Origin of the sequence: Microbacterium sp. GXS0129, assembly GCF_044769785.1 — a bacterium.
Lineage (GTDB): Bacteria > Actinomycetota > Actinomycetes > Actinomycetales > Microbacteriaceae > Microbacterium > Microbacterium nymphoidis.
The window spans coordinates 108,387-130,214 of the sequence record NZ_JBIZVZ010000002.1 but is presented as its reverse complement, the minus strand read 5'-3'; the positions used below and the strand labels follow the sequence as shown (position 1 = coordinate 130,214).

Below are 21,828 nucleotides of genomic sequence, written 5' to 3'. Positions count from 1 at the left end.
GGCCGCCAATACAGCCGCAGCGGCGCGGGAACCCGACGCTGACGCTCCGCCGCTGATCGGAAACGACCGGCGCAGGCAACCTCCAGCCGACCGCACCAGCACGGGAACCGGAGCTGCGAGATCAGCTACCGCGGGCGAACAACTCTCACCGGGTGCCCCGGCGGCCCGCCCGCCGACCGCGCCGGCGCGGGAACCGGACGTGCGAAACTCAGCCCATGCGGGCGAAGTATGCGAACAATGAGTTCAGGAGCTGCGCGTCGGCGCACCCGAAGACGACCGAAGAGCTGTCCCGGAAGAAGGCGAGCACCACTCCGGGGCCACCGAAGAACTCGACCCCGCCGTAGAGGTCGGCAACGATTCCCCGAGCGGGGAGGAAGTCCCGCAGCCGACCCCATCCCTCACGGTCGATAGCGAGGAACTCTTCGCTCCAGTCTTCATATGCGTAGAGCCGCTGCAGATGCGCCTGGGCGGTCAGGAAGGTGCTCACGCAATCGCCCGTGGGTTCCCATTCCCCGTCGCGGAGGACCTGAACCGCCGGATCGTCCTCGACGCAGTCGGCGGCGAGGACGCCCCACTGCAGGGCCAGCTGATTCTCGACGTAGAAGACGAGCACGTCGGTGGCGTCGTCGCCGTCGATCCGGTACACGGTGCCGGGCGTGTTCGCTGGGGCGACAAGCTGATCCTGCGTATGGTTCATTCCGACGTGAGCGCCGAGTGTCGTGTAGTACTCGCGCAGCGCAGCCGGGACGGCACCGAAGCGACGCAGCCAGTCGTCGAGGACGTCGCCCGGGTAACCGATTCGCGCCGTGGACTCGATCTCCCAGAGCGCGCGAATCGCCGCGTAGCGCTCGCTCATGCGCTCTTGCGGTTCTCCTTGAGGATCACAGTGGGAGCGTCGCCATCGTCGACGGCTGCACGCGTCACGATGACCTTGGCGACATCATCGGCGGAGGGGATCTCGAACATGATCGGCCCGAGCACGTCTTCGAGGATCGCGCGGAGGCCGCGAGCTCCGGTCTTCCGTTCGACGGCGAGGTCGGCGATCGCGCGCAGCGCATCGTCGTCGAAATCGAGTTCCACACCGTCCAGCTCGAACATGCGCTGATACTGCTTGACCAGAGCGTTGCGCGGAACGGTGAGGATCTCCATCAACGCCTCCTGGTCGAGGGGCGACACCGATGCCACGACGGGCAGACGACCAATGAACTCCGGGATCAGACCGAACTTGTGCAGGTCCTCGGGCAGGACGTCCGCGAAGATGTCCTGGGTCGCGCTCTTGTCGTGCAGCGGTGCACCGAAGCCGACGCCGTGCTTGCCCACACGAGCGGACACGATGTCTTCCAGTCCCGCGAAGGCTCCCGCCACGATGAACAGCACATTGGTGGTGTCGATCTGGATGAACTCCTGGTGCGGATGCTTGCGACCGCCCTGCGGGGGCACCGACGCCACGGTGCCTTCGAGGATCTTCAGCAGAGCCTGCTGCACACCCTCGCCCGACACGTCACGCGTGATGGAGGGGTTCTCAGCCTTGCGGGCGATCTTGTCGACTTCGTCGATGTAGATGATCCCGGTCTCAGCCCGCTTGACGTCGTAGTCAGCCGCCTGGATGAGCTTGAGGAGGATGTTCTCCACATCCTCGCCCACGTAGCCCGCCTCCGTCAGCGCGGTGGCGTCCGCGACCGCGAACGGCACGTTGAGCCGCTTGGCAAGCGTCTGGGCGAGATAGGTCTTCCCGCAACCGGTGGGGCCGATCATCAGGATGTTGCTCTTGGCGATCTCGATGTCGTCGGCCTTCTGCTCGGCCGGCTGGAGGGCGCTGCGGGCGCGAACGCGCTTGTAGTGGTTGTACACGGCCACCGAGAGCGCACGCTTGGCCTGCAGCTGGCCGATGACGTACTCATCGAGGAACGAGAAGATCTCACGAGGCTTGGGCAAGTCGAACTCGGCGACGGTGCCGGAGGCCGACTCCGCCATCCGCTCCTCGATGATTTCGTTGCACAGCTCCACGCACTCGTCGCAGATGTAGACGCCGGGTCCGGCGATCAGCTGTTGCACCTGCTTCTGGCTCTTTCCGCAGAACGAGCACTTGAAGACATCGGCGCTTTCACCGATCCGTGCCATGTCGCCTCCCTGATCAACGATTGCTTCGAGCCTAACCGCACCCTCGGACATCCGAGGGGATATCCGACATGAAACGACGGATGCCCGGCCACACGGGCCGGGCATCCGTGGTGACTCACTTGGTGAGTGCGGGCGTCGTGCGCTTGCGCGACGTCAGGACCTGGTCGACGATGCCGTACTCCAGCGCCTGCTGGGCGGAGAGGATCTTGTCGCGGTCGATGTCCTTGTGCACCTCGGCAGCCGGACGGCCGGTGTGGCGCGCCATCGTCTCCTCGAGCCACGTGCGCATGCGGAGGATCTCCGCGGCCTGGATCTCGATGTCCGATGCCTGGCCGTGTCCGGCTTCGCCGACGGCGGGCTGGTGCATCAGCACGCGGGCGTTCGGCAGTGCCAGACGCTTGCCGGGCGTTCCGGCAGCGAGGAGCACGGAGGCCGCGGATGCCGCCTGACCGAGCACCACCGTCTGGATGTCGGGGGCCACGTACTGCATGGTGTCGTAGATCGCCGTCATCGCGGTGAACGAGCCACCGGGCGAGTTGATGTACATCGTGATGTCGCGGTCCGCGTCCTGGCTCTCCAGCACGAGCAGCTGCGCCATGACGTCGTCGGCGGAGGCATCGTCCACCTGCACGCCGAGGAAGATCACGCGGTCTTCGAACAGCTTGTTGTAGGGGTCCTGGCGCTTGTAGCCGTACGCCGTGCGCTCCTCGTACTGCGGGAGGATGTAGCGCGAGGACGGCATTGCCACGCCCTGCGGGAGGCCGAAGGTCGGCATGTTCATAGGAGTGTTCCTTCTCTCGGTCTCAGGCCTGGGTTCCGCCGCCGCCGTGCACGTCGGTGGCGTGCTCACGGATGTGGTCGACGAAGCCGTACTCCAGTGCTTCCTCGGCGGTGAACCAGCGGTCGCGGTCGCCGTCCTCGTTGATCTGCTCGACGGACTTGCCGGTCTGAGCTGCGGTGATCTCGGCGAGGCGGTTCTTCATCGAGATGATGAGCTGCGCCTGCGTCTGAATGTCGCTGGCCGTGCCACCGAAGCCGCCGTGCGGCTGGTGCAGCAGCACGCGGGCGTTCGGGGTGATGTACCGCTTGCCTTTGGTGCCGCTGGTGAGCAGCAGCTGGCCCATCGACGCGGCCATGCCGATACCGACGGTGACGATGTCGTTGGGCACGAACTGCATCGTGTCGTAGATCGCCATGCCCGCGGTGATCGAGCCGCCGGGCGAGTTGATGTAGAGGTAGATGTCCTTGTTCGGGTCCTCGGCCGCGAGCAGCAGGATCTTGGCGCAGATCTCGTTGGCGTTCTCGTCGCGGACTTCGGCGCCGAGCCAGATGATGCGGTCCTTCAGCAACCGGTCGAAGACGCTGGTCGCCATGAGGGGTTCAGCCATGAGTGCTCCCGTTTCGTGTTGGTGATAACGAATCTACCGGCGCGCTCGGGCGGCACCGGCCGTGTTCGCCCTCGGCAGACGTGCGTGGCACCTTCAGTCGCGCAACTGTGCCGCGTACGCGGTCACCGAGCGCTGATAGAGCTCCAGGTGGGGCGCGAGCGCCGTGAGGGCGACCGCCAGGGCGTCGTTCGGCTGACCGGCGGAGGCGAGCGCCAGCGCGTAGAACGCGGAGGCCTCATCATGAAGTGCACCCCCGCGGGTGAGGTCATGCTCGGCCGCCAGCAGAGCCAGCGCCTCGTCGACCTTCCCCAGATTGCGGATCGTGCTTGCGAGCTGGATCACGGCGCGCGTGCGGCGGCGGGGATCGAGCCCGGCTGCAAGCGCCGCGCGGTAGAGGGGCTCCGCCTCCTGCTCCCGTCCGGCGCTGTCACGTGCCCCGGCACGCTCGAAGAGCGCGACCGGGTGATCCGCCCCCAGCTCCGACGCGAGCAGGTCGATCCGCTCGATCCGTTCCTCGTCCGAGAGCGAGCGGTCCTGCCACACGGCATCGATGCGCTCCTGCCACGCGGCGAATTCCGCCGAGTCGATCTCGATCATCTACTTCTCCTCCGGATACGACGAGGGGTGGATGACATCGTCATCCACCCCTCGGTCACGCGTGGTGATTACTCGGCGTCCTTCTTGGGCGCCGCCTTCTTGGCGGGAGCCTTCTTGGCGGGAGCCTTCTTCGCGGGCTTCTCCTCCGCTGCAGCCTCGTCGGCCGCGGCGGCCTTCTTGGCGGGAGCCTTCTTCGCGGGAGCCTTCTTGGCCGGCTTCTCCTCGGCGGGAGCCTCCTCGGCGGGGCTCTCCTCGGCGTCGTCCTCAATCGCGACGAAGTCGCTCAGATCGACAGCCTTGCCGTCGGTGTCGACGACCGTGACCTTGCCGAGCGCGACGGCGAGCGCCTTGTTGCGCGCGACCTCGCCCACCAGCGAGGGCAGCTGGTTGCCCTGCTGGAGGATCTCGACGAACTCCTGGGGCGCCATGCCGTACTGTGCGGCGGACTGCACCAGGTACTGGGTCAGCTCGTCCTGCGACACCTGGACCTTGGACTGCTCGGCGATGCGGTCGAGGATCACCTGCGTGCGGAACTGCTTCTCGCTCGCCTCGGTCACCTCAGCGCGGTGCTCGTCGTCCTCCAGACGCCCCTCCTGCTCCAGGTGCTGGTGCACCTGGTCCTCGACGAGGGCGGCGGGCACCGGGATGTCGGTGGCTTCGATGAGCGCCTCGACCAGCTTGTCGCGCGCGGCGGAACCCTGCGAGAAGGCACCCTGCGAAGCGACGCGCTCCTTCAGGCTCTCGCGCAGCTCGGCGATCGTGTCGAACTCGCTCGCGATCTGAGCGAAGTCGTCGTCGGCCTCGGGCAGCTCGCGCTCCTTGACCGCCTTGACGGTGAGGGAAACCTCCGCCTCGGAACCGGCGTGCTCGCCACCGATCAGCTTGGAGCGGAAGGTGGTGTCCTCGCCGGCAGTCAGCGATTCGACGGCCTCGTCGGTGCCCTCGAGCAGCTCGCCCGAGCCGACCTCGTAAGACACGCCTTCGGCACGGTCGATCTCGTTGCCGTCGATGGTGGCAACGAGGTCGAGCTCGACGAAGTCGCCGGACTTCGCGGGACGGTCCACCGTGACGAGCGTGCCGAAGCGGCTGCGCAGACGGTCCAGCTCCTCGGAGACGGCGTTCTCGTCGACCTCGACGGCGTCAACCGTCAGGGTGATGCCCGAAAGGTCCGGGAGCTCGAAGTCCGGGACGACGTCAACCTCGACGTCGACGATCAGGTCACCGGAGAAGTCCTTCTCCGCCGGCCACTCGATGATCTCCGCGGCCGGGCGACCGACGATGCGCACCTCGTGAGCGGTGACGGCCTCACGGTAGAAGCTGTCCAGGCCCTCGTTCACAGCGTGCTCGATGACGGCGCCACGGCCGATGCGCTGGTCGATGATCGGGGCGGGCACCTTGCCCTTGCGGAAGCCGGGGATCTGCACGTCCTGGGCGATGTGCTCGTAGGCGTGCTTGATCGAGGGCTGAAGCTCCTCGGGCGTGACCGTGATGTGCAGCTTCACCCGGGTCGGGCTGAGCTTCTCGACGGTGCTCTTCACCATGCTTGTGCGTCTCTTCCTTGTAGCGTTCCCGCACGCGTGGACGTGCGAGTTCTTCGTGCTGAGTCTTGAGGGGGCCGTTGGTCGGGGCGACAGGATTTGAACCTGCGACCTCCCGCTCCCAAAGCGGGCGCTCTACCAAGCTGAGCTACGCCCCGGGATTCCACGCCTGCGCGCGGGCACGAAACGGCCTCCAAAAGTCTAGCCGACGAGGTGGGTTCCGGTTCACACCCGGGTTACCGGGCGATTCTCGCCCCGACGCGCCCGGCCGTCGACGGTGTGCGAGAGCACGCACCAGATCAGGTAGAGTGGTCCCGCTGCTGCTGCAGTGCGGGGATGTAGCTCAATGGTAGAGCCCCAGTCTTCCAAACTGGTCACGCGGGTTCGATTCCCGTCATCCCCTCTTCGCCCCGGTTCGGCTCCACCCGAACCGGGGCGTTCTTCGTCTGAGAGCCGGATCCGTTTCGTTCAGGAATATGACGCCACGGCATCGCGCCCGCCGGCGCCGGCGCTAGCGTCGAGGCATGTCTGTTCTCGCTGACCTCGACCCCACCCGCCCGCTCGTCGTCGTGACGGGCGCCTCGTCAGGGATCGGCGCGGAGATCGCGGTCGACCTGGCACAGGACCGGACGGTCGTCGCGATCGGTCGCGACGACGCGCGGCTGGGCCAGGTGGCGGCACGCGCCGCCGCCGGGGCGATCATCCCGCTCGTTCTCGATCTGGGCGACCCGGCCGGCATCGAGGCGGCACTGACCGCGCTCCCCCGCGTCGATGCGGTCGTGCACGGTGCGGCGCTCCTTCCCCACACGACCGCGGAGACTGCGACGGTCGACCTCTGGCGCGAGCTACTCGATGTGAACGTGGTGGCGCCGGCCGAGCTGACGCGCGTGCTGCTCCCGCGCCTCCGCGACACGCGCGGGAGCGTCGTGTTCATCGGATCCGGGGCGTCGCGGCGCGCTGCTGCCGGCCACGTCGTGTACGGCGCGACGAAGCATGCGCTCCAGGCCTACGCAGACGCCCTCCGGCAGGAGGTCGAGCCCGACGGCATCCGGGTCAGCACCGTCTCGCCCGGCCCGACCGCCACCGCCGGCGCACTGGCCGCAGAAGGCCTGACTCGCGACGAGGACGGCCGCCGCATCCTGCCCACGACGGTGGCTCGTTCGGTGCGCCACGTCATCGACGCGCCGGCCGACACGCAGATCACGGAGGTATGGGTGCGCCCCCGCGTGGAACTTCGCTGATCTGCGCCCGTCAGGGGCTACCGAAACCGGATCGAGACACGGACGTAACGCGTGCGGGCGACGGGTGCCGCTATGCTCAGGCAACAAATCTCCCGATGATCACGCAAGAGGTACACCATGAAGTTGCGTCAGTCCCTTCTCGCGATCGCCGTGCTCACCGCAGCCGGCTCGCTCGCACTCACCGGTTGCAGCACCGGCGGCACCCAGGCCGGTGGCGACGCCGGTTCGACGGCGTCATCCGGCACGGATGCCGGCACCGGCAGCGGCCTGAAGACCGTCGTGGACGGCAAGCTCACCGTCTGCTCCGACATCCCCTATGAGCCCTTCGAATCCATGAAGGACGGCAAGGCGGTCGGCTTCGACATCGACATCACCGCGGCGATCGCCGAGGACCTGGGCCTCGAGCTCAACGTCGTCGACTCCTCGTTCGACGCGATCACGTCGGGTCTGTTCAAGACCGACTGCGACATCGCGGCGTCGTCGATCTCGATCACCGACGAGCGCAAGCAGAACGTCGACTTCTCGGACCCCTACTACGACGACGACCTGGTTCTCATCGCCAAGAAGGACTCGGGCATCACGTCCATCGAGACCGCGAAGGGCAAGGAGATCGGCGTGCAGACCGCGACGACCGGTGAGGCCTACGGCCAGGAGAACGGTCTGTCCACCATCGGATACGAGGACTCGGGCCTCCAGATCCAGTCGCTGAAGTCGGGTGCCACAGCGGGTTCGCTCGGCAACCAGTCGGTGCTCAAGTTCGCCATCAAGGGCGAGAGCGACTTCGAGGTGGTCGAGGAGATCAAGACCGGCGAGCAGCTCGGCATCGCGGTGCCCAAGGGCAACGCCGACATGCTGGCCGCGGTCAACAAGACGCTCGGCGAGCTGAAGAGCTCGGGCGACTTGGACAAGCTCGAAGCCGAGTGGTTCGGCAACTGACCGCGTGAACGGGCCGGTCCGCAACGGCGCGGACCGGCCCTCTCTTCAGAAAGGCACAGCCGCATGGCTATGACAGCCCGTCAGCGGCGCACGGTGAGTCGCTGGATCCAGGTCCTCATCTTCGTCGTCGCGATCCTCCTCCTCGTCTTCCTGGTGAACTGGCCGCTGGTCGCGGACTCGTTCTTCCAGTTCGGCAAGACGCTGCCGATGTTCCCGGACATCATCCTCGTCGGCCTCCGCAACACACTGCTGTACACGATCACCTCGTTCATCTTCGGCCTGGCGCTGGGCCTCGTGCTTGCGCTGATGAAGACAGCCAGCTTCCCGCCCTATCGGTGGGTGGCCACGATCTACATCGAATTCTTCCGCGGCATCCCGGCTCTGCTGGTGCTGCTCGCTCTGGGCTACGGTCTGCCGTTGGCCTTCTCGGGGCTGAAATGGGACTTCTGGGTGACGGTCATGGTGGCGCTCGGGCTCGTCTCGGCCGCCTACATGGCCGAGACCCTGCGCGCCGGCCTGCAGGCGGTTCCCAAGGGGCAGATGGAGGCGGCACGGTCGCTCGGCATGCCGCAATGGCGGGCGATGATCTCGATCATCATCCCGCAGGCCTTCCGCATCGTGCTCCCGCCGCTGACGAACGAGCTCATCCTGCTGACGAAGGACACGTCTCTGGTGCAGGTGCTCGGCATGACGGCATTGGTCGTGGACCTCACCAAGATGGGACGCGACGGAATGCTCTCGCTCGGCGGCGGCATGACGCCGCTGCTCGTGGCCGGCCTGTTCTACCTGTGCATCACGATCCCGCTGACTTTCCTCGCCCGCTGGTTCGAGAAGCGGACCGCCCAGGTCTCCCGCCCGAAGCGTCAGAAGAAGGAGGTCGCGGCATGAGCGCTCCGATCACCGCCCCCATCGCCACCGCTGCCGGTGTGACCATCAAGGACCTCCGGAAGTCCTACGGCTCCAACGAGGTGCTCAAGGGCATCTCACTGGATGTCGCACCGGGACAGGTTGTCTGTCTCATCGGCCCGTCCGGCTCGGGGAAGTCGACGCTGCTGCGCTGTGTGAACCTGCTCGAGACCCCCAACGCCGGTTTCATCGAGGTCGGCGGTTTCGTCGCCACCGATCCCGATGTGGACGTCGATGACATGCGCCGCCACGTCGGCATGGTGTTCCAGCAGTTCAACCTGTTCCCGCACCTGACCGTGCTGGAGAACTGCACGGTGGCCCAGCGGACGGTGCTCAAGCGCGACCGGGCCGAGGCCGAGCGGATCGCCCACGGGCACCTCACCTCGGTCGGACTGGCCGACCTCAGCCACCGCTATCCCGGCGAGCTCTCCGGGGGCCAGCAGCAGCGTGTGGCCATCGCGCGGGCGCTGTCGATGGACCCGGGCCTCATGCTGTTCGACGAGCCCACCTCCGCCCTCGACCCGGAGACGGTCGGTGATGTGCTCGCGATCATGCGCAAGCTCGCTCGCAAGGGCATGACGATGATCGTGGTGACCCACGAGATGGGATTCGCCCGCGAGGTCGCCGATCGCGTGGTTTTCATGGACGGCGGCGTCGTCGTGGAGGAGGGCCCCGCGGAGAGCGTCATCGGCGCACCCCAGCACGAGCGCACGAAGAACTTCCTGCGACGTGTGCTCGATCCCACCAACGTCGATCTCGCCGACGAGGACTGACCAGCAGGCACCGTTGAGGGCGTCCGGCACGTGCCGGACGCCCTCCGTCTGCTCACCGGGCAGCGGCGTGCTCGGCGGACAGCTCCATGTACACGGCCGCGTTGCGCAGGAGCCCCGCGGTCTCGTCGGCGCTGAGTGTGCGCCGCACCTTCGCAGGAACCCCCGCTACGAGAGAGCCGGGTGGGATCACTTCACCGGCGAGCACCATCGCGCCGGCCGCGACGAGCGTGCCGGCACCGATCACCGCACCGCTGAGCACGACCGCGCCCATGCCGATGAGGGAACCGTCCTCGATGGTGCAGCCGTGCACCACCGCGTTGTGGCCGATCGAGACGTCAGCGCCGATGCGGACCGGAGAGCCCTCGTCCACGTGGATCGAGACGTTGTCCTGCACGTTGCTCCGCGCGCCGATCCGGATCTCGGCGCGATCTGCGCGCACCACCGCGTTGTACCAGACACTGGCCTGCTCCTCGATCACGACGGCGCCGATGATGCGGGCTCCTCCGGCGACGAAGACGCTGTCGTCCAGCCGGGGCGTTCCGCTGGCGGTGCTGAGGATCTGTGCTGCTGCGCTGACGGTCATGGCCCTCACCCTAACGGGCGGTAAGCCCAGCCTCAGCTTGCTTGCGCGGGAATGTCAGATGAGTAGCGTTGGTTTCACACGACGAACCACATCGGAGGCAACCATGAGCAAGACCACCACCGTCACCGCCACTGCCAGCGACCCGACCGTCGCCGCTGCCGCAGCGCAGTTCCTTTCGCCCCTCGTGATCGGGCTGCAGGCTCTCACCCTGAACGGCAAGCAGGCTCACTGGCACGTCCGCGGCGCCAACTTCATCGGCGTGCACGAGCTTCTGGACACCGTCGTGGCCCACGCCGGAGACTGGGCGGACACGGCTGCGGAGCGCATCGTCGCCCTGGGCCTGCCGGTCGACGCCCGCGCGGCCACCGTGGCGACCAAGGCCGCCAACACCCAGGTGGGCGATGGTTTCGCCCAGTCCGACGAGATGATCGCGGCCATCGTCGCTGACATCGACGCGATCCTCGCTCAGACGCAGGAGGCCATCGACGGCCTGGACGAGATCGATCTCACCAGCCAGGACGTGGCCATCGAGATCCGTCGCGGTCTGGAGAAGGACCGCTGGTTCCTCACCGCGCACGTCGCACGCTGACCGCAATCACAACACGTCGAAGGGGCGGGCCCGATCGGGCCCGCCCCTTCGACGTGTTCCTGCGGATCAGGACACGTGTGTGAAGCGGCCGCCCAGCATCGTGGCGCCCACCGTCATCGAGCGCAGGTGCTCCACCTCGGCCACGAACGGATCGGCGTCGCAGAACGCGATGTCGGCAAGAGCCCCCGGCAGCAACTCGGGCGCCGTCCGGGAACCGTGCTCGCTGGACGCGGCGAGAGCCGTCGTGGCATCGATCCCCTCCGCATCCTGCGGTCCCGGTTCGCCGGGCCGGGAGCGGCCCACCGCCGTCGCGATTGCGCCCCAGGGATCCAGCGGGGCCACCGGAGCGTCTGAGCCCAGCGTGAGGTTGGCACCGGCGTCGACCAGCGACCGCAGCGGGTAGGCCGCGGCACGCTGACCCGCCCACTCGTGCCGGGCGAGTTCGCGGTCATCGACCGCGTGCTGCGGCTGGACGCTGGCCGTGACCTCCAGACGGGCGAAGCGCGGCAGATCCGTGCGCGCGACGAGCTGGGCGTGTTCGAGGGATCCATAGGCGCCGCTCAGCGCGAAAGCGTCCAGGGCTCGCGTGTTCGCCACGTCGCCGATCGCGTGCACGGCGACGGAGAAGCCCGCACCGGTCGCACGCAGGAGCAGATCGACGAGCTCGTCCGGCTGTACGGTGAGCTCACCATGGCCCCCGGAGGGATACGCCACGGAGCATGCCGCCGTACGCGTGCCCAGAGAGCCATCGGTGATCACCTTCAGCGACCCCACCTCGAGCAGGCCGGAATCATGCAGAGTCCCGCCGCTCGTCCACCCCTGCGCGATGGCCTTGTCCAGGTGCTGGGGATACACCCCGGCGCGCACGCGCCAGCTGTCGAATCCCGCCGCGCCGCGTCGCTGCCAGGCGCCGATGTTCCAGGCCATGTCGAAGTCGACGACGCCCACGATCCCCTGCGATGCCGCGCGCGCAGCCGCGGCCGCCACCGCGGCGTCGAGTTCGTCATCGCTGATGGCATCGAGCGACGCGTGCACACGGAAAGCCTCGGTTTCGCGCAGCATGCCGTCGTCCGGCACGGCGATCCCCTCGCGCCGCGCTGCCGCCGAATTCAGCAGCACGCAGTGCAGATCAGCGCCGATTACGTAGGTCGGAACGCTTCCGGTGGCCTCGTCGAACTCGGAGAGCGCGGGCCTGCGCCGCCACAGCCCGTCCCGCATCCCCACGCCGATTCGGATGCCGCGGTGATCCGGAGCCACCGCCGCCATGCGCGCGCCGACCTCCCGGGCACCGGTCGCGCTCGAGACGTCGACCCGACTCGAGAACAGCGCCCAGGGATTGACGTGCACGTGATGGTCCCAGAGTCCGGGAACGGCCCAGCGACCCTCCGCATCCCACACGGGGCCCGCCGCCCGCAGCGCCCCGGCCGGGGCGATGTCCGCGATCCGGTCGCCGTCGACGAGGATGTCGAGGGGCCCACTCACGGGAAGGAACCGCGCGGTGGGACCGGGGATGTGCACGTTGCGGACGAGCGCCGGCCGAAGTGACACCTCGGCGCTCATTCGCCCTGCACGGCGGCACGCCGGGCAGCCTCGCTGCGCCGCATCTCCCGGGCCAGCTCCGCGTTTGCGTATGGTCCGTCGCCTTCCAGCCCGGTCAGGATCGTCTCCATGATCTCCGGAGAACGGTTCTGGCTCAGCTTGCGCTTGGCGGTCACGGAGGTCGGCGTCAGCCGGATGCCGACGGTGCCGCGCTCCAGCCGGCGGACGAACGCCTCGTCGTTGGGCACCTGCCACATCCCGCGCGGGTTCGGCTCCGCAGCTTCGAAATGCGTGACCAGACGGTCCAGCACCGCCAGGTTCTCCTCGGTGCTGAGGATCTCGGGAACACCGCGCAGGTGCACCGCCACGTAGTTCCAGGTGGGCACCGCCGGCACGTCGCCGTACCAGCGCGGAGTGATGTAGCCATGCGGGCCCTGGAACACCATGAGCAGTTCGCGATCCCCCAGCCCATGCAGAAGATCGTCGGGACGGCCGACGTGCGTCACGACGGTCAGATCGTCGCGCCCGTCCTCCAGCAGCACGGGGTAGTGCGAGGCGATCAGGCCGTCCGGGCCGTCGCTCATCAGGGTCGCCCAGGGATTGCGGGCGATCACGCGGCGTAGCTCGGCGACGTCCGTCAGCGCGAAGCTCGGGTTCTGTCTCATCGAGGATCCTCTCGTGCGCTCAGGCCTGACAGGTGGGACACCAGTAGAGCTTGCGCCCCACCATGTCCTCCATCACGATGTTGGTCCCGCACGTCCGGCACGGCAGGCCCTCGCGGTGGTAGACCCAGTGTCGGTCGTCACGGCTGGCCATCGCTCGGCGGTATGCCTCGGGATCCAGATCGTCCATGGTCATCATCTGACCGGTCTCGACGCCGATGTCCAGCAGCTGCACCCAGTCACGCCACAACGCCCGAAGGTTCTCCACGGGAACCGACTTTCCCGGCTTGTGCGGGTTGAGCCCGGCCCGGTACAGCAGTTCGGCACGATAGACGTTCCCGATTCCGCTCACCACCGCCTGATCCATCAGCAGCTGACCGATGGCGACGTTGCGGCGTCGAACTGCGGTGATGAAGCGCTCCTCCCCCTCGGAGGTGTCACCCACGAGCGGATCGGGTCCGAGCTTCGCGACCGTTGCGAGCATTTCATCCGGAGTCTGCAATTGGCACGCAGTGGGGCCGCGCAGATCTGCGCAGATGAGGTCGGTGAGCAGCCGCAGACGCACCGCACCGACGGGCGGCGGCGGCCACTCGGTCAGCTCGGACGCGAGACCCTTGGTCTGCTCCGACATGCGGACGTTGACGCGCGCGCGACGGGGAGCACCGATCGAGTTGAGCGAGTTCTCCCCCGCGTCGTCATAGATCGCGGCGTCCTCGGCCGGCGCGGGGTCGAGGACCGTGCCTCGCTGGTTGGTCTGTCCCATCCGTCCGTTGGCCGACGCGATCGTGGGATCCACCAGGATCTCGCCGGCGAAGTCCCAGGCGCCGTAGAGGCCCAGGTGCACCCGCAGCCACAGGTCGCCTTCGAACTCGGTGAACATCTGCTTGCCGACCGCCTGCACGCCGATCATCTCGCGGCCGTTCAGCAGGGCCGCGCCTTCCGCGAAGCGCCCCTGCGGCGAGGATGCCGTGATGACACGCCCCACGAAGTTGCGATCGAGCTGGCGTGCGATGCGATGGACGGAATGCCCCTCGGGCATCAGTGCCCCCGTGCGGCGCGGGGGTCGGGCAGCAGCGAGCCGTCCCGCTCGAAGTCCGCGATCTGAGCGATCCGGCGGACGTGGCGCTCTTCATTGCTGAAGGGCGTTGCGATGAAGGTATCGATGAGGAAGACGACCTCCTCGAATGTGTGCTGACGGGCACCGATCGAGATCACGTTGGCATCGTTGTGCTCACGGGCGAGCTTGGCCGTCGCCTCGTTCCACGCGAGCGCCGCGCGGATGCCGGCCACCTTGTTCGCGGCGATCTGCTCGCCATTGCCCGATCCGCCGAACACGATGCCCAGCGCCTCGGCTCCCGAGCTCTGATCGGCCACGACCGCCTGGGCCGCGCGGATGCAGAAGGCGGGGTAGTCGTCGACGGCGTCGTACTCGATCGGGCCGTGATCGACGACGTCGTGACCTGCAGCGCGCAGGTGCTCCTGCAGGCGGGTGGAGAACTCGAGACCGGCGTGATCGGTGGCGATGTGGATGCGCATGGCTCAATCCTAGAGAGGCCGCGGGGCGTAGGCTGGTTTTCGTCTCCGCCCGCGCCACCGCGCCGGGCGCATCCGAGCGGCGGTCGCCGCAGAACCCCACAACACGGGAGAAACCCAGTGCCTGGAGAGAACCTCACACGCATCGAGGCGCAGGAGCGTCGCGCGATCGTCGACACGCAGACGTACGACATCGTCCTCGACCTCACCACCGGAGCGGAGGTGTTCCGTTCTCGTTCGACGGTGCGCTTCACCGCGACCGAAGGCGCCTCGACTTTCATCGACCTGATCGCCCGCACGGTGCACTCGATCACGCTGAACGGCCGCTCGATCGACCCGTCGACCGCGTTCGCGGACTCCCGCATCGCCCTCGACGGCCTCGCCGCCGAGAACGAGCTCGTCATCGACGCCGACTGCCTGTACACCAACACCGGCGAGGGCCTGCACCGTTTCGTCGACCCGGTCGACGGCGAGGTCTACCTCTACTCGCAGTTCGAGGTCCCCGACTCCCGCCGTGTGTTCGCCGTGTTCGAGCAGCCCGACCTGAAGGCGGAGTTCACCTTCACGATCACCGCGCCCGCCGCGTGGAAGGTCGTGTCCAACTCCCCCAGCCCGGAGCCCGTGCCCGCGGGAGACGGCATCGCCACGTGGAGCTTCGAGCCCACGCCGAAGATGTCCTCCTACATCACCGCGATCATCGCCGGACCCTACGAGTCGACACACTCCGAGCTGGTGAACGGCGACGGCCGCACCATCCCCCTTGGCATCTACGCCCGCAAGAGCCTGTGGGAGTACATGGACGCCGACTACATCTTCGAGAAGACCCGCGAGGGCTTCGCCTACTTCGGCGAGAAGTTCGACTACCCGTACCCGTTCGCGAAGTACGACCAGCTCTTCGTCCCTGAGTTCAACGCCGGGGCGATGGAGAACATCGGTGCCGTCACCTTCACCGAGGTGTACGTCTTCCGCAGCAAGCAGACCGACGCCGTCAAGGAGCGTCGCGTCGTCACGATCCTGCACGAGCTCGCGCACATGTGGTTCGGCGACCTGGTCACGATGAAGTGGTGGAACGACCTCTGGCTCAATGAGTCGTTCGCCGAGTGGGCCTCCACCATCGCCACCGCCGAGGCGACGGAGTGGAAGGAGGCGTGGACCACCTTCAACGCCATGGAGAAGACCTGGGCCTACCTCCAGGACCAGCTCCCCTCCACGCACCCGGTGGTCGCCGAGATCAACGACCTGGAGGACGTCCAGGTGAACTTCGACGGCATCACCTACGCCAAGGGCGGTTCGGTGCTCAAGCAGCTCGCCGCCTGGGTCGGCATCGAGCAGTTCTTCGCAGGTGTCGCCGCGTACTTCAAGAAGCACGCGTACTCCAACACCGAGGTCGGCGACCTGCTGGTGGAGCTGGAGGCCACCAGCGGTCGTGATCTGTCGACGTGGGCGAAGAAGTGGCTCGAGACCGCGGGCGTCAACACTCTCGCCCCGGTCATCGACACGGACGTGGACGGCAAGATCACCCGATTCGCGATCACACAGACCGCGCCGGCGGACTACCCCACCATCCGCCCGCACCGCCTCGGTGTCGGCTTCTACGACGTCGTGGACGGCGAGCTGCGCCGCACCCACCACGTGGAGCTGGACGTGGACGGCGACCGCACGGATGTCGCCGAGCTGAAGGGCCTCGCACAGCCCGATCTGGTGCTCCTCAACGACGAAGACCTCGCCTACGCGAAGATCCGTCTCGACGACCGTTCGCTGCGCACCGCGATCGAGCACCTCGGTGACATCGCCGATCCGCTCGCGCGCTCGCTGGTGTGGGGTGCCGCGTGGGATCAGACCCGCGACGCCGAGTCGAGCGCGACGGACTACATCGAGCTCGTGCTGGGCAACATCGGCCGTGAGACCGAGTCCACGACGGTGCGCACCACCCTCGCGCAGCTGCGTCTGGCCGCGAACTCCTATGTCGACCCCGCGACGCGCTCCGCCGCGCGCAGCCGCGTGGGCGAAGGACTCTGGGAGCTGGCGCAGGCCGCCGAAGCCGGGAGCGACAGCCAGCTGCAGTTCGTCCAGGCGCTCGCTGCGAACGCCGCCACGCCCGAGCAGGTCGAGCGCGTGCGCGCCATCCGCGACGGCGAGATCGTCTTCGAGGGTCTGAGCATCGACACCGACCTGTCCTGGCAGCTGCTGGTCGCGCTCGCCGCCGCCGGCGCGGTGACGACCGCCGACATCGATGCCGCCCTTGCCGCCGACAACACCGCCAAGGGCGGCGAGTTCGCGGCACAGGCCAAGGCCGCGCTGCCCGGTGAGGAGGCGAAGCGCGCCGCGTGGAGTTCACTGATCGACAACGCCGATCTGCCGAACACCATCGTGCGCTCGGCAGCGCTCGGCTTCGTCAACCCGACCACCCGCGACGACCTCGCAGCCTTCGTACCGGCCTACTTCGAGATGCTGCTGCCGATCTGGGAGTCGCGCACGTACCAGATCGCGAACTACCTCATCACGGGCCTGTACCCGGCATCGCTCGCCAACCGGGAGCTGCGTGACGCCACGCGCGCCTGGCTCGCGGAGAATGCCGACGCCCCCGCGGCCCTTCGCCGTCTCGTGAACGAGAACCTCGCCGTCGTCGAGCGCGCGCTCGCGGTGCAGGAGCGCGACGCCGAGTAACCTCCGCGAGAAGACCATCCGAGTCCGAGAAACCCTGCGTTGCGGGGTTTCTCGGACTCGTTTGGGTTTTTCGCAGGCGAGTCATCCTCTGGGATGACGCCGACGCGACGATCCCCTACCCGGGGCGGATTCGCGACGTACAGCCGGTTCATAGCCTGGATTCATGATCGTCGCAGAGAACCTCACGAAGCGGTACGGCGCACGCACCGCGGTGTCCGACGCCTCCTTCGCCGTCCGTCCGGGCATGGTGACCGGCTTCCTCGGCCCCAACGGCGCCGGCAAGTCCACCACCATGCGCATGATCGTGGGTCTGGACCGCCCCACGTCGGGCCGCGCCACGGTGAACGGCCGCGCATACGCCACCTCGCCCTCGCCTCTCACCGAGGTCGGGACCCTGCTGGACGCCAAGGCCGTCCACACCGGCCGCTCGGCGCGCAATCACCTGCGCGCCATGGCCGCCACGCACGGTATCCCGGTGTCCCGCGTCGACGAGGTGCTGGAGATCACGGGCATCGCCAGCGTGGCCCGCAAGCGTGCCGGCGGCTTCTCCCTGGGCATGGGACAGCGCCTGGGCATCGCCAGCGCCATCCTCGGCGATCCCACCACTCTGATCCTCGACGAGCCCGTCAACGGTCTCGACCCCGAAGGCGTGCGCTGGGTGCGGGACTTCGTGCGCAGCTACGCGGCGGCCGGGCGTACAGTGCTCCTGTCCAGCCACCTCATGAGCGAGATGGCGCTGACCGCCGACCACCTCATCGTGCTCGGCCGGGGACGGGTGCTCGCGGATGCCTCCGTCGCTCAGCTCGTAGCGGCGTGGACGAAGGAGGACGTGGCGGTCGAGACTCCCCATGCCGACGCGCTGGCCTCTGCGCTCGCCAGCGACACCGTCACCGTCCAGCGCACCGGCGCGAACGCTCTGGCCGTCAGTGGCGCTCCCGCCGCCTGGATCGGGGACCGTGCGGCGGCCGCCGGCATCGCCATCCACCAGCTCACCACGCGCACCGGCTCGCTCGAAGAGGCATACATGGCCCTCACCGGCGATGCCGTCGAGTACAAGACCAAGGAGCTCGCATGACCATCACCGCCCCGCAGCAGGCACCGGCCGCTGCGCCCGCCGTTCCGTCTTCCGCGTTCCGTCTGAGCCTCGGACGAGTGATCCGCAGCGAGGGAATCAAGCTCGTCTCGCTGCGCTCCCCCTGGATCTCCGCGGCACTGACGATCGTCATCTCGCTCGGCATCACCACGCTCATGGCCATCTCGATGCGCAACTACCTGAGCGAGATGCCGGTCACAGGCGGCGGCAATGCGATGATCGCGCAGGCGGTCACCATGCCACTCGCCTTCACCGCTCTGCTGGTGACCATCACCGGTTCCATGCTCATCACCGGCGAGTACTCCACGGGCATGATCCGCTCCACCCTGACCGCAGCACCCGACCGCCTCCGCAGCCTGTTCGCCAAGGCGATCGTGCTCATCGGCTACACCGTCCTCGTCTCCCTGGTCACCAGCGTGCTGGGCGTCACTCTCGTGAGCGCGCTGTTCGCCGGAACGGACATCGCGCTGGACTTCGGCGATCTGGCCGGCGCCGTGCTGCCTTATGCGTACTCGGCCGTGTACCTGGTGGCCGCGGCGCTCCTCGGCCTCGGCTTCGGCTACCTGCTGCGCAGCGGAGCCGGAGCGATCGCCGTGGCGGTCGGCATTCTGTTCATCCTGCCCATCGTCCCGCAGGTGCTCGCGATGGCACCGGGCATGGAATGGGTCGCCGAGGCGGCGCGCTACCTGCCGAGCAATGCGGGCAACGCCCTCGTGCAGGGCAGCGGTGATGACGTCTGGCAGGGCGCTCTCACCCTCGCGGTCTGGGTCATCGCCGTGCTCGGTCTCGGTGCGATCGCGCTGAAGAACCGCGACGCCTGATCGACCCTGTCCGACGCGATCGGCCCCGCCACACGGCAGGGGCCGATCGCGTCCTCATGCTGCGCCGAGGTTCGGCTCGTAGGATCAGAGGGTGATGTTCCTCGCCGAGACGACCCCGCCGGACTGGGCGGACTGGATCCCCACCTGGGACAAGGTGCTGACGTTCCTCGGCGCGGCCGGGTGGAACATCGTGCGGGTCGTCGTAACGATCATCGTGTGCGCGGTGATCGGGTACCTGCTCAAGTTCGTCATCCGTCGCGTGGTCTCCCGCATCGTCAACGGCGCCAAGAGCAAGGCGAACGTCGACGACACCCAGGCTCTCGACCGGTCGCCGCTCGCGGCGGTGCGTCTCGTCCAGCGGACTCGTACGCTCGGCTCCATCCTGCAGAACATCGTCAACATCACCCTGGTGATCATCGCGATCGTGCTGACCGTGCAGATCCTCGCTCCGGACATTCTCGGCTCGCTCACCCTGCTCACCGCGGCCATCGGTGCCGGACTCGGTTTCGGCGCACAGAACATCGTCAAGGACGTGCTCAACGGCATCTTCATCGTCGTGGAGGATCAGGTGGGAATCGGCGATGTCGTCGACCTGGGGCTCGCGATCGGCATCGTCGAGTACGTCAGCGTGCGCGTCACCCACGTCCGAGACGTCAACGGCACCCTCTGGTACGTCCGAAACGGCGAGATCACCCGCATCGGCAACATGTCGCAGGGCTGGTCTCGCGTGATCGTGGACGTGTCCGTGCCCCGCGGGGCGGAGCTGGAGGCGGCGGAGGACGCGCTTCACGAGGCCGCGACCGCCCTCGCCAAGGAGCCGCGCTGGCGCTCTCGCATCGTCGGCAAGCCCGAGACCTGGGGTCTGGAGGCCGCCACCGCCGATTCTCTGATCATCCGCGTCGTGATGCGCACGCGTTCCGCATCGCGCGACGACGTCGCCCAGGAGCTCCGTGCCCGTCTCCTCGCTGCCGCCGACGGCGTCGAGCTGCCCGAAGCCGAGGACGGCGCGGTCCGTCCGGCGCTCGCCTCGGTGGTGCTCACCGGCAGCGAGGGAGCGTTCCGTGTCCGCGGCGCGAACCCACCGAAGACCAAACCCCAGCCGGTTCAGGCCACCGAGCCGAGCCGCCCGTCCTGGAAGCCGCGCAAGAGGCCCCAGAGCACCCCCGAGGAGAAGTCGTGACCGATGCACCCCTGAGCTTCTACGAGGAGATCGGCGGCCACGAGACGTTCGTGAAGCTGGTCGACGTCTTCTACGAGGGCGTCGCGCAGGATGAGGTCCTCAAGCCGATGTATCCCGAGGAGGATCTCGGGCCGGCGGCCGAGCGTCTGACCATGTTCCTCGAGCAGTACTGGGGCGGCCCCACCACCTATTCGGAGCGGCGGGGCCACCCGCGACTGCGCATGCGCCACGTGCCGTTCCACGTCAATCCCGATGCTCGCGATCGCTGGCTGAAGCACATGCGCACCGCCGTCGATGCCCTCGAACTCGCGCCCATTCACGAGGTCGCGCTCTGGGACTATCTGGAGCGCGCGGCCCACGCAATGGTCAACACCTTCGAACCCACCGGTGTCGGGCCCGCGTCCCAAGGGCGCCCCGATCTCGGCCTGACCCACTGACGGCGGAGGGCGCCGCGTCACGCGACGCCCTCCGTCACCTCATGCGGAGCGCACCACGTCCCGCGCCGCCACGAAGGCCGCGACGCAGCGATGGATCTCCTCCTCGGTGTGCGCCGCGGAGAGCTGTACCCGGATGCGCGCCTGCTCGCGCGGCACGACGGGGAAGCTGAACGCCGTCACGTAGACGCCCTGCCGCTGCAGTTCATCGGCCATGTCGGCGGTGAGCCGAGCATCCCCGAACATCACCGGGACGATGGCGTGCTCGCCGGGCAGCAGATCGAAACCCGCCGCGGTCATCAGTTCCCGGAAGAGAGCGGCATTGCGGCGCAGCGTCACGCGAAGGTCGTCCGACTCCGTGAGGAGTTCGAGTGTGCGCAGCGTTCCCGCCACGATCGAGGGGGCCAGGGTGTTGGAGAACAGGTACGGCCGCGCCCGCTGACGCAGCAGCGCGATGATCTCCGCGTGTCCGCTCACGTATCCCCCGGACGCACCGCCGAGCGCCTTGCCGAACGTGCCGGTGGTGATGTCCACACGACCCTCGACACCGCACAGCTCCGGCGTGCCGCGGCCCTTGTCCCCGACGAAGCCGACAGCGTGGGAGTCGTCCACGAAGACGAGAGCGTCGTACCGCTCCGCCAGATCGCAGATCTCCTGCAGCGGGGCGATGTAGCCGTCCATGGAGAACACGCCGTCGGTGACGATCACGCGGCGCCGCGCACCCGCGGTCTCCTGCAGCTTCGCCTCCAGATCGGCCATGTCGCGGTTGCGGTAACGCAGGCGCGCGGCCTTGGAGAGGCGGATGCCGTCAATGATCGAGGCGTGATTCAGCTCATCGGAGATGATGGCGTCCTCAGCGCCGAACAGCACCTCGAACACTCCGCCGTTCGCGTCGAAGCAGGAGGAAAACAGGATCGTATCGTCGTACCCGAGGAAGTCCGACAGCGCGCGCTCCAGCTGCAGATGCTGCTCCTGCGTGCCACAGATGAATCGCACGCTCGCCAGGCCGTATCCCCATTCGTCGAGCCCCGCCTTGGCAGCGGCCACGATCCGCGGGTCATCGGCGAGACCCAGATAATTGTTCGCGCAGAAGTTCAGTACCTCCGAACCTCCGACCTCCACCAGGGCACCCTGCGGTCCGCGGATGCCGCGCTCCCGCTTTGTGAGTCCGGCCTGCTCGATGCCGTCCAGCTCCTGCTGGAGCTGCTCTCGCATGGTCGTGTACAT

At 67.8% G+C, this 21,828-nt stretch carries 22 protein-coding genes and 2 tRNA genes; 11 read left to right on the top strand and 13 right to left on the bottom strand.

Features of this window, described 5'->3' with window-relative positions; all coding sequences use genetic code 11:
• Positions 1 to 208: 208 nt before the first annotated feature.
• The 7 genes from ACIQJ5_RS07000 to ACIQJ5_RS06970 all read right to left on the bottom strand — a co-directional run bounded on the left by ACIQJ5_RS07000 (position 209) and on the right by ACIQJ5_RS06970 (position 5,802).
• Entirely contained in the window at positions 209 to 856 is a 648-nt protein-coding gene (locus tag ACIQJ5_RS07000) for a hypothetical protein (RefSeq protein ID WP_231089957.1), read from the bottom strand.
• Positions 853 to 2,121 (bottom strand): ATP-dependent Clp protease ATP-binding subunit ClpX, encoded by a 1,269-nt coding sequence (gene clpX / locus ACIQJ5_RS06995; protein ID WP_231089956.1) that lies wholly within the window; start codon positions 2,119 to 2,121, stop codon positions 853 to 855. The genes ACIQJ5_RS07000 and clpX overlap by 4 nt, the downstream gene beginning before the upstream one ends.
• Positions 2,122 to 2,236: 115 nt before the next feature.
• Positions 2,237 to 2,902, bottom strand: coding sequence for an ATP-dependent Clp protease proteolytic subunit (locus ACIQJ5_RS06990; RefSeq protein ID WP_231089955.1), 666 nt, complete (start codon positions 2,900 to 2,902; stop codon positions 2,237 to 2,239).
• Between the two features lie 22 nt (positions 2,903 to 2,924).
• Complete coding sequence (locus ACIQJ5_RS06985) at positions 2,925 to 3,509, bottom strand: ATP-dependent Clp protease proteolytic subunit (RefSeq protein WP_231089954.1); 585 nt, start codon at positions 3,507 to 3,509, stop codon at positions 2,925 to 2,927.
• Between the two features lie 93 nt (positions 3,510 to 3,602).
• On the bottom strand, positions 3,603 to 4,106 hold the full coding sequence (locus tag ACIQJ5_RS06980) for a tetratricopeptide repeat protein (protein WP_402842282.1): 504 nt from the start codon (positions 4,104 to 4,106) through the stop codon (positions 3,603 to 3,605).
• A 68-nt stretch (positions 4,107 to 4,174) separates the two neighbouring features.
• Complete coding sequence (tig, locus tag ACIQJ5_RS06975; protein WP_231089952.1) at positions 4,175 to 5,647, bottom strand: trigger factor; 1,473 nt, start codon at positions 5,645 to 5,647, stop codon at positions 4,175 to 4,177.
• A gap of 78 nt (positions 5,648 to 5,725) precedes the next feature.
• Positions 5,726 to 5,802 (bottom strand) — tRNA-Pro (locus ACIQJ5_RS06970).
• A gap of 174 nt (positions 5,803 to 5,976) precedes the next feature.
• On the opposite strand from ACIQJ5_RS06970, the gene ACIQJ5_RS06965 reads away from it, so the two are divergent.
• The 5 genes from ACIQJ5_RS06965 to ACIQJ5_RS06945 all read left to right on the top strand — a co-directional run bounded on the left by ACIQJ5_RS06965 (position 5,977) and on the right by ACIQJ5_RS06945 (position 9,500).
• Positions 5,977 to 6,047 (top strand) — tRNA-Gly (locus ACIQJ5_RS06965).
• 121 nt (positions 6,048 to 6,168) lie between these two features.
• Positions 6,169 to 6,885 (top strand): SDR family NAD(P)-dependent oxidoreductase, encoded by a 717-nt coding sequence (locus tag ACIQJ5_RS06960; protein ID WP_402842277.1) that lies wholly within the window; start codon positions 6,169 to 6,171, stop codon positions 6,883 to 6,885.
• Positions 6,886 to 7,002: 117 nt separating this feature from the next.
• Entirely contained in the window at positions 7,003 to 7,821 is an 819-nt protein-coding gene (locus ACIQJ5_RS06955; protein WP_231089950.1) for an ABC transporter substrate-binding protein, read from the top strand.
• A gap of 63 nt (positions 7,822 to 7,884) precedes the next feature.
• Positions 7,885 to 8,709: an amino acid ABC transporter permease gene (locus tag ACIQJ5_RS06950; protein ID WP_231089949.1), complete on the top strand. Its 825-nt coding sequence runs from the start codon at positions 7,885 to 7,887 to the stop codon at positions 8,707 to 8,709.
• The gene (locus ACIQJ5_RS06945; RefSeq protein ID WP_402842274.1) at positions 8,706 to 9,500 is read left to right on the top strand and encodes an amino acid ABC transporter ATP-binding protein; all 795 of its coding nucleotides are present in this window, start codon (positions 8,706 to 8,708) and stop codon (positions 9,498 to 9,500) included. Before ACIQJ5_RS06950 ends, ACIQJ5_RS06945 begins: the two co-directional genes overlap by 4 nt.
• A gap of 52 nt (positions 9,501 to 9,552) precedes the next feature.
• Here the strand turns inward: ACIQJ5_RS06945 and ACIQJ5_RS06940 are convergent, their stop codons facing one another.
• The gene (locus tag ACIQJ5_RS06940) at positions 9,553 to 10,083 is read right to left on the bottom strand and encodes a gamma carbonic anhydrase family protein (protein ID WP_402842271.1); all 531 of its coding nucleotides are present in this window, start codon (positions 10,081 to 10,083) and stop codon (positions 9,553 to 9,555) included.
• 103 nt (positions 10,084 to 10,186) lie between these two features.
• On the opposite strand from ACIQJ5_RS06940, the gene ACIQJ5_RS06935 reads away from it, so the two are divergent.
• Positions 10,187 to 10,672 (top strand): Dps family protein, encoded by a 486-nt coding sequence (locus ACIQJ5_RS06935; protein WP_231089946.1) that lies wholly within the window; start codon positions 10,187 to 10,189, stop codon positions 10,670 to 10,672.
• Between the two features lie 66 nt (positions 10,673 to 10,738).
• Here the strand turns inward: ACIQJ5_RS06935 and ACIQJ5_RS06930 are convergent, their stop codons facing one another.
• From ACIQJ5_RS06930 to ACIQJ5_RS06915, 4 genes are read right to left on the bottom strand one after another with little or no spacing between them, the layout of a single operon-like run.
• Positions 10,739 to 12,220, bottom strand: a complete 1,482-nt coding sequence (locus tag ACIQJ5_RS06930) for an amidohydrolase (RefSeq protein WP_402842266.1) — start codon at positions 12,218 to 12,220, stop codon at positions 10,739 to 10,741.
• Between the two features lie 8 nt (positions 12,221 to 12,228).
• A complete protein-coding gene (locus ACIQJ5_RS06925; protein ID WP_231089944.1) occupies positions 12,229 to 12,876 on the bottom strand; it encodes an FMN-binding negative transcriptional regulator in 648 nt (215 codons plus the stop codon).
• A gap of 19 nt (positions 12,877 to 12,895) precedes the next feature.
• Positions 12,896 to 13,912: an Fpg/Nei family DNA glycosylase gene (locus ACIQJ5_RS06920; RefSeq protein ID WP_402842263.1), complete on the bottom strand. Its 1,017-nt coding sequence runs from the start codon at positions 13,910 to 13,912 to the stop codon at positions 12,896 to 12,898.
• Positions 13,912 to 14,409: a ribose-5-phosphate isomerase gene (locus ACIQJ5_RS06915; protein ID WP_402842260.1), complete on the bottom strand. Its 498-nt coding sequence runs from the start codon at positions 14,407 to 14,409 to the stop codon at positions 13,912 to 13,914. The genes ACIQJ5_RS06920 and ACIQJ5_RS06915 overlap by 1 nt, the downstream gene beginning before the upstream one ends.
• Positions 14,410 to 14,526: 117 nt before the next feature.
• Here ACIQJ5_RS06915 and pepN point away from each other — a divergent pair, with 117 nt between their 5' ends.
• The 5 genes from pepN to ACIQJ5_RS06890 all read left to right on the top strand — a co-directional run bounded on the left by pepN (position 14,527) and on the right by ACIQJ5_RS06890 (position 20,604).
• Positions 14,527 to 17,073, top strand: coding sequence for an aminopeptidase N (gene pepN, locus ACIQJ5_RS06910; RefSeq protein WP_402842257.1), 2,547 nt, complete (start codon positions 14,527 to 14,529; stop codon positions 17,071 to 17,073).
• Positions 17,074 to 17,236: 163 nt separating this feature from the next.
• The gene (locus ACIQJ5_RS06905; RefSeq protein ID WP_231089940.1) at positions 17,237 to 18,148 is read left to right on the top strand and encodes an ABC transporter ATP-binding protein; all 912 of its coding nucleotides are present in this window, start codon (positions 17,237 to 17,239) and stop codon (positions 18,146 to 18,148) included.
• Entirely contained in the window at positions 18,145 to 18,987 is an 843-nt protein-coding gene (locus tag ACIQJ5_RS06900; protein WP_402842254.1) for an ABC transporter permease, read from the top strand. The genes ACIQJ5_RS06905 and ACIQJ5_RS06900 overlap by 4 nt, the downstream gene beginning before the upstream one ends.
• Before the next feature lie 94 nt (positions 18,988 to 19,081).
• Positions 19,082 to 20,167: a mechanosensitive ion channel family protein gene (locus ACIQJ5_RS06895; protein WP_402843417.1), complete on the top strand. Its 1,086-nt coding sequence runs from the start codon at positions 19,082 to 19,084 to the stop codon at positions 20,165 to 20,167.
• Entirely contained in the window at positions 20,164 to 20,604 is a 441-nt protein-coding gene (locus ACIQJ5_RS06890) for a globin (protein ID WP_402842251.1), read from the top strand. Before ACIQJ5_RS06895 ends, ACIQJ5_RS06890 begins: the two co-directional genes overlap by 4 nt.
• A 39-nt stretch (positions 20,605 to 20,643) precedes the next feature.
• Here ACIQJ5_RS06890 and ACIQJ5_RS06885 read toward each other — a convergent pair whose 3' ends face one another.
• Positions 20,644 to 21,828, bottom strand: a complete 1,185-nt coding sequence (locus ACIQJ5_RS06885; protein ID WP_231089937.1) for a glycine C-acetyltransferase — start codon at positions 21,826 to 21,828, stop codon at positions 20,644 to 20,646.

Excerpts from the sequence above, each read along its gene's own strand:
- ACIQJ5_RS07000 (WP_231089957.1), bottom strand. The coding sequence starts at position 856 with ATGAGCGAGCGCTACGCGGCGATTCGCGCGCTCTGGGAGATCGAGTCC.
- clpX (WP_231089956.1), bottom strand. The coding sequence starts at position 2,121 with ATGGCACGGATCGGTGAAAGCGCCGATGTCTTCAAGTGCTCGTTCTGC.
- ACIQJ5_RS06990 (WP_231089955.1), bottom strand. The coding sequence starts at position 2,902 with ATGAACATGCCGACCTTCGGCCTCCCGCAGGGCGTGGCAATGCCGTCC.
- ACIQJ5_RS06985 (WP_231089954.1), bottom strand. The coding sequence starts at position 3,509 with ATGGCTGAACCCCTCATGGCGACCAGCGTCTTCGACCGGTTGCTGAAG.
- ACIQJ5_RS06980 (WP_402842282.1), bottom strand. The coding sequence starts at position 4,106 with ATGATCGAGATCGACTCGGCGGAATTCGCCGCGTGGCAGGAGCGCATC.
- tig (WP_231089952.1), bottom strand. The coding sequence starts at position 5,647 with ATGGTGAAGAGCACCGTCGAGAAGCTCAGCCCGACCCGGGTGAAGCTG.
- ACIQJ5_RS06960 (WP_402842277.1), top strand. The coding sequence starts at position 6,169 with ATGTCTGTTCTCGCTGACCTCGACCCCACCCGCCCGCTCGTCGTCGTG.
- ACIQJ5_RS06955 (WP_231089950.1), top strand. The coding sequence starts at position 7,003 with ATGAAGTTGCGTCAGTCCCTTCTCGCGATCGCCGTGCTCACCGCAGCC.
- ACIQJ5_RS06950 (WP_231089949.1), top strand. The coding sequence starts at position 7,885 with ATGGCTATGACAGCCCGTCAGCGGCGCACGGTGAGTCGCTGGATCCAG.
- ACIQJ5_RS06945 (WP_402842274.1), top strand. The coding sequence starts at position 8,706 with ATGAGCGCTCCGATCACCGCCCCCATCGCCACCGCTGCCGGTGTGACC.
- ACIQJ5_RS06940 (WP_402842271.1), bottom strand. The coding sequence starts at position 10,083 with ATGACCGTCAGCGCAGCAGCACAGATCCTCAGCACCGCCAGCGGAACG.
- ACIQJ5_RS06935 (WP_231089946.1), top strand. The coding sequence starts at position 10,187 with ATGAGCAAGACCACCACCGTCACCGCCACTGCCAGCGACCCGACCGTC.
- ACIQJ5_RS06925 (WP_231089944.1), bottom strand. The coding sequence starts at position 12,876 with ATGAGACAGAACCCGAGCTTCGCGCTGACGGACGTCGCCGAGCTACGC.
- ACIQJ5_RS06920 (WP_402842263.1), bottom strand. The coding sequence starts at position 13,912 with ATGCCCGAGGGGCATTCCGTCCATCGCATCGCACGCCAGCTCGATCGC.
- ACIQJ5_RS06915 (WP_402842260.1), bottom strand. The coding sequence starts at position 14,409 with ATGCGCATCCACATCGCCACCGATCACGCCGGTCTCGAGTTCTCCACC.
- ACIQJ5_RS06905 (WP_231089940.1), top strand. The coding sequence starts at position 17,237 with ATGATCGTCGCAGAGAACCTCACGAAGCGGTACGGCGCACGCACCGCG.
- ACIQJ5_RS06900 (WP_402842254.1), top strand. The coding sequence starts at position 18,145 with ATGACCATCACCGCCCCGCAGCAGGCACCGGCCGCTGCGCCCGCCGTT.
- ACIQJ5_RS06895 (WP_402843417.1), top strand. The coding sequence starts at position 19,082 with ATGTTCCTCGCCGAGACGACCCCGCCGGACTGGGCGGACTGGATCCCC.
- ACIQJ5_RS06885 (WP_231089937.1), bottom strand. The coding sequence starts at position 21,828 with ATGTACACGACCATGCGAGAGCAGCTCCAGCAGGAGCTGGACGGCATC.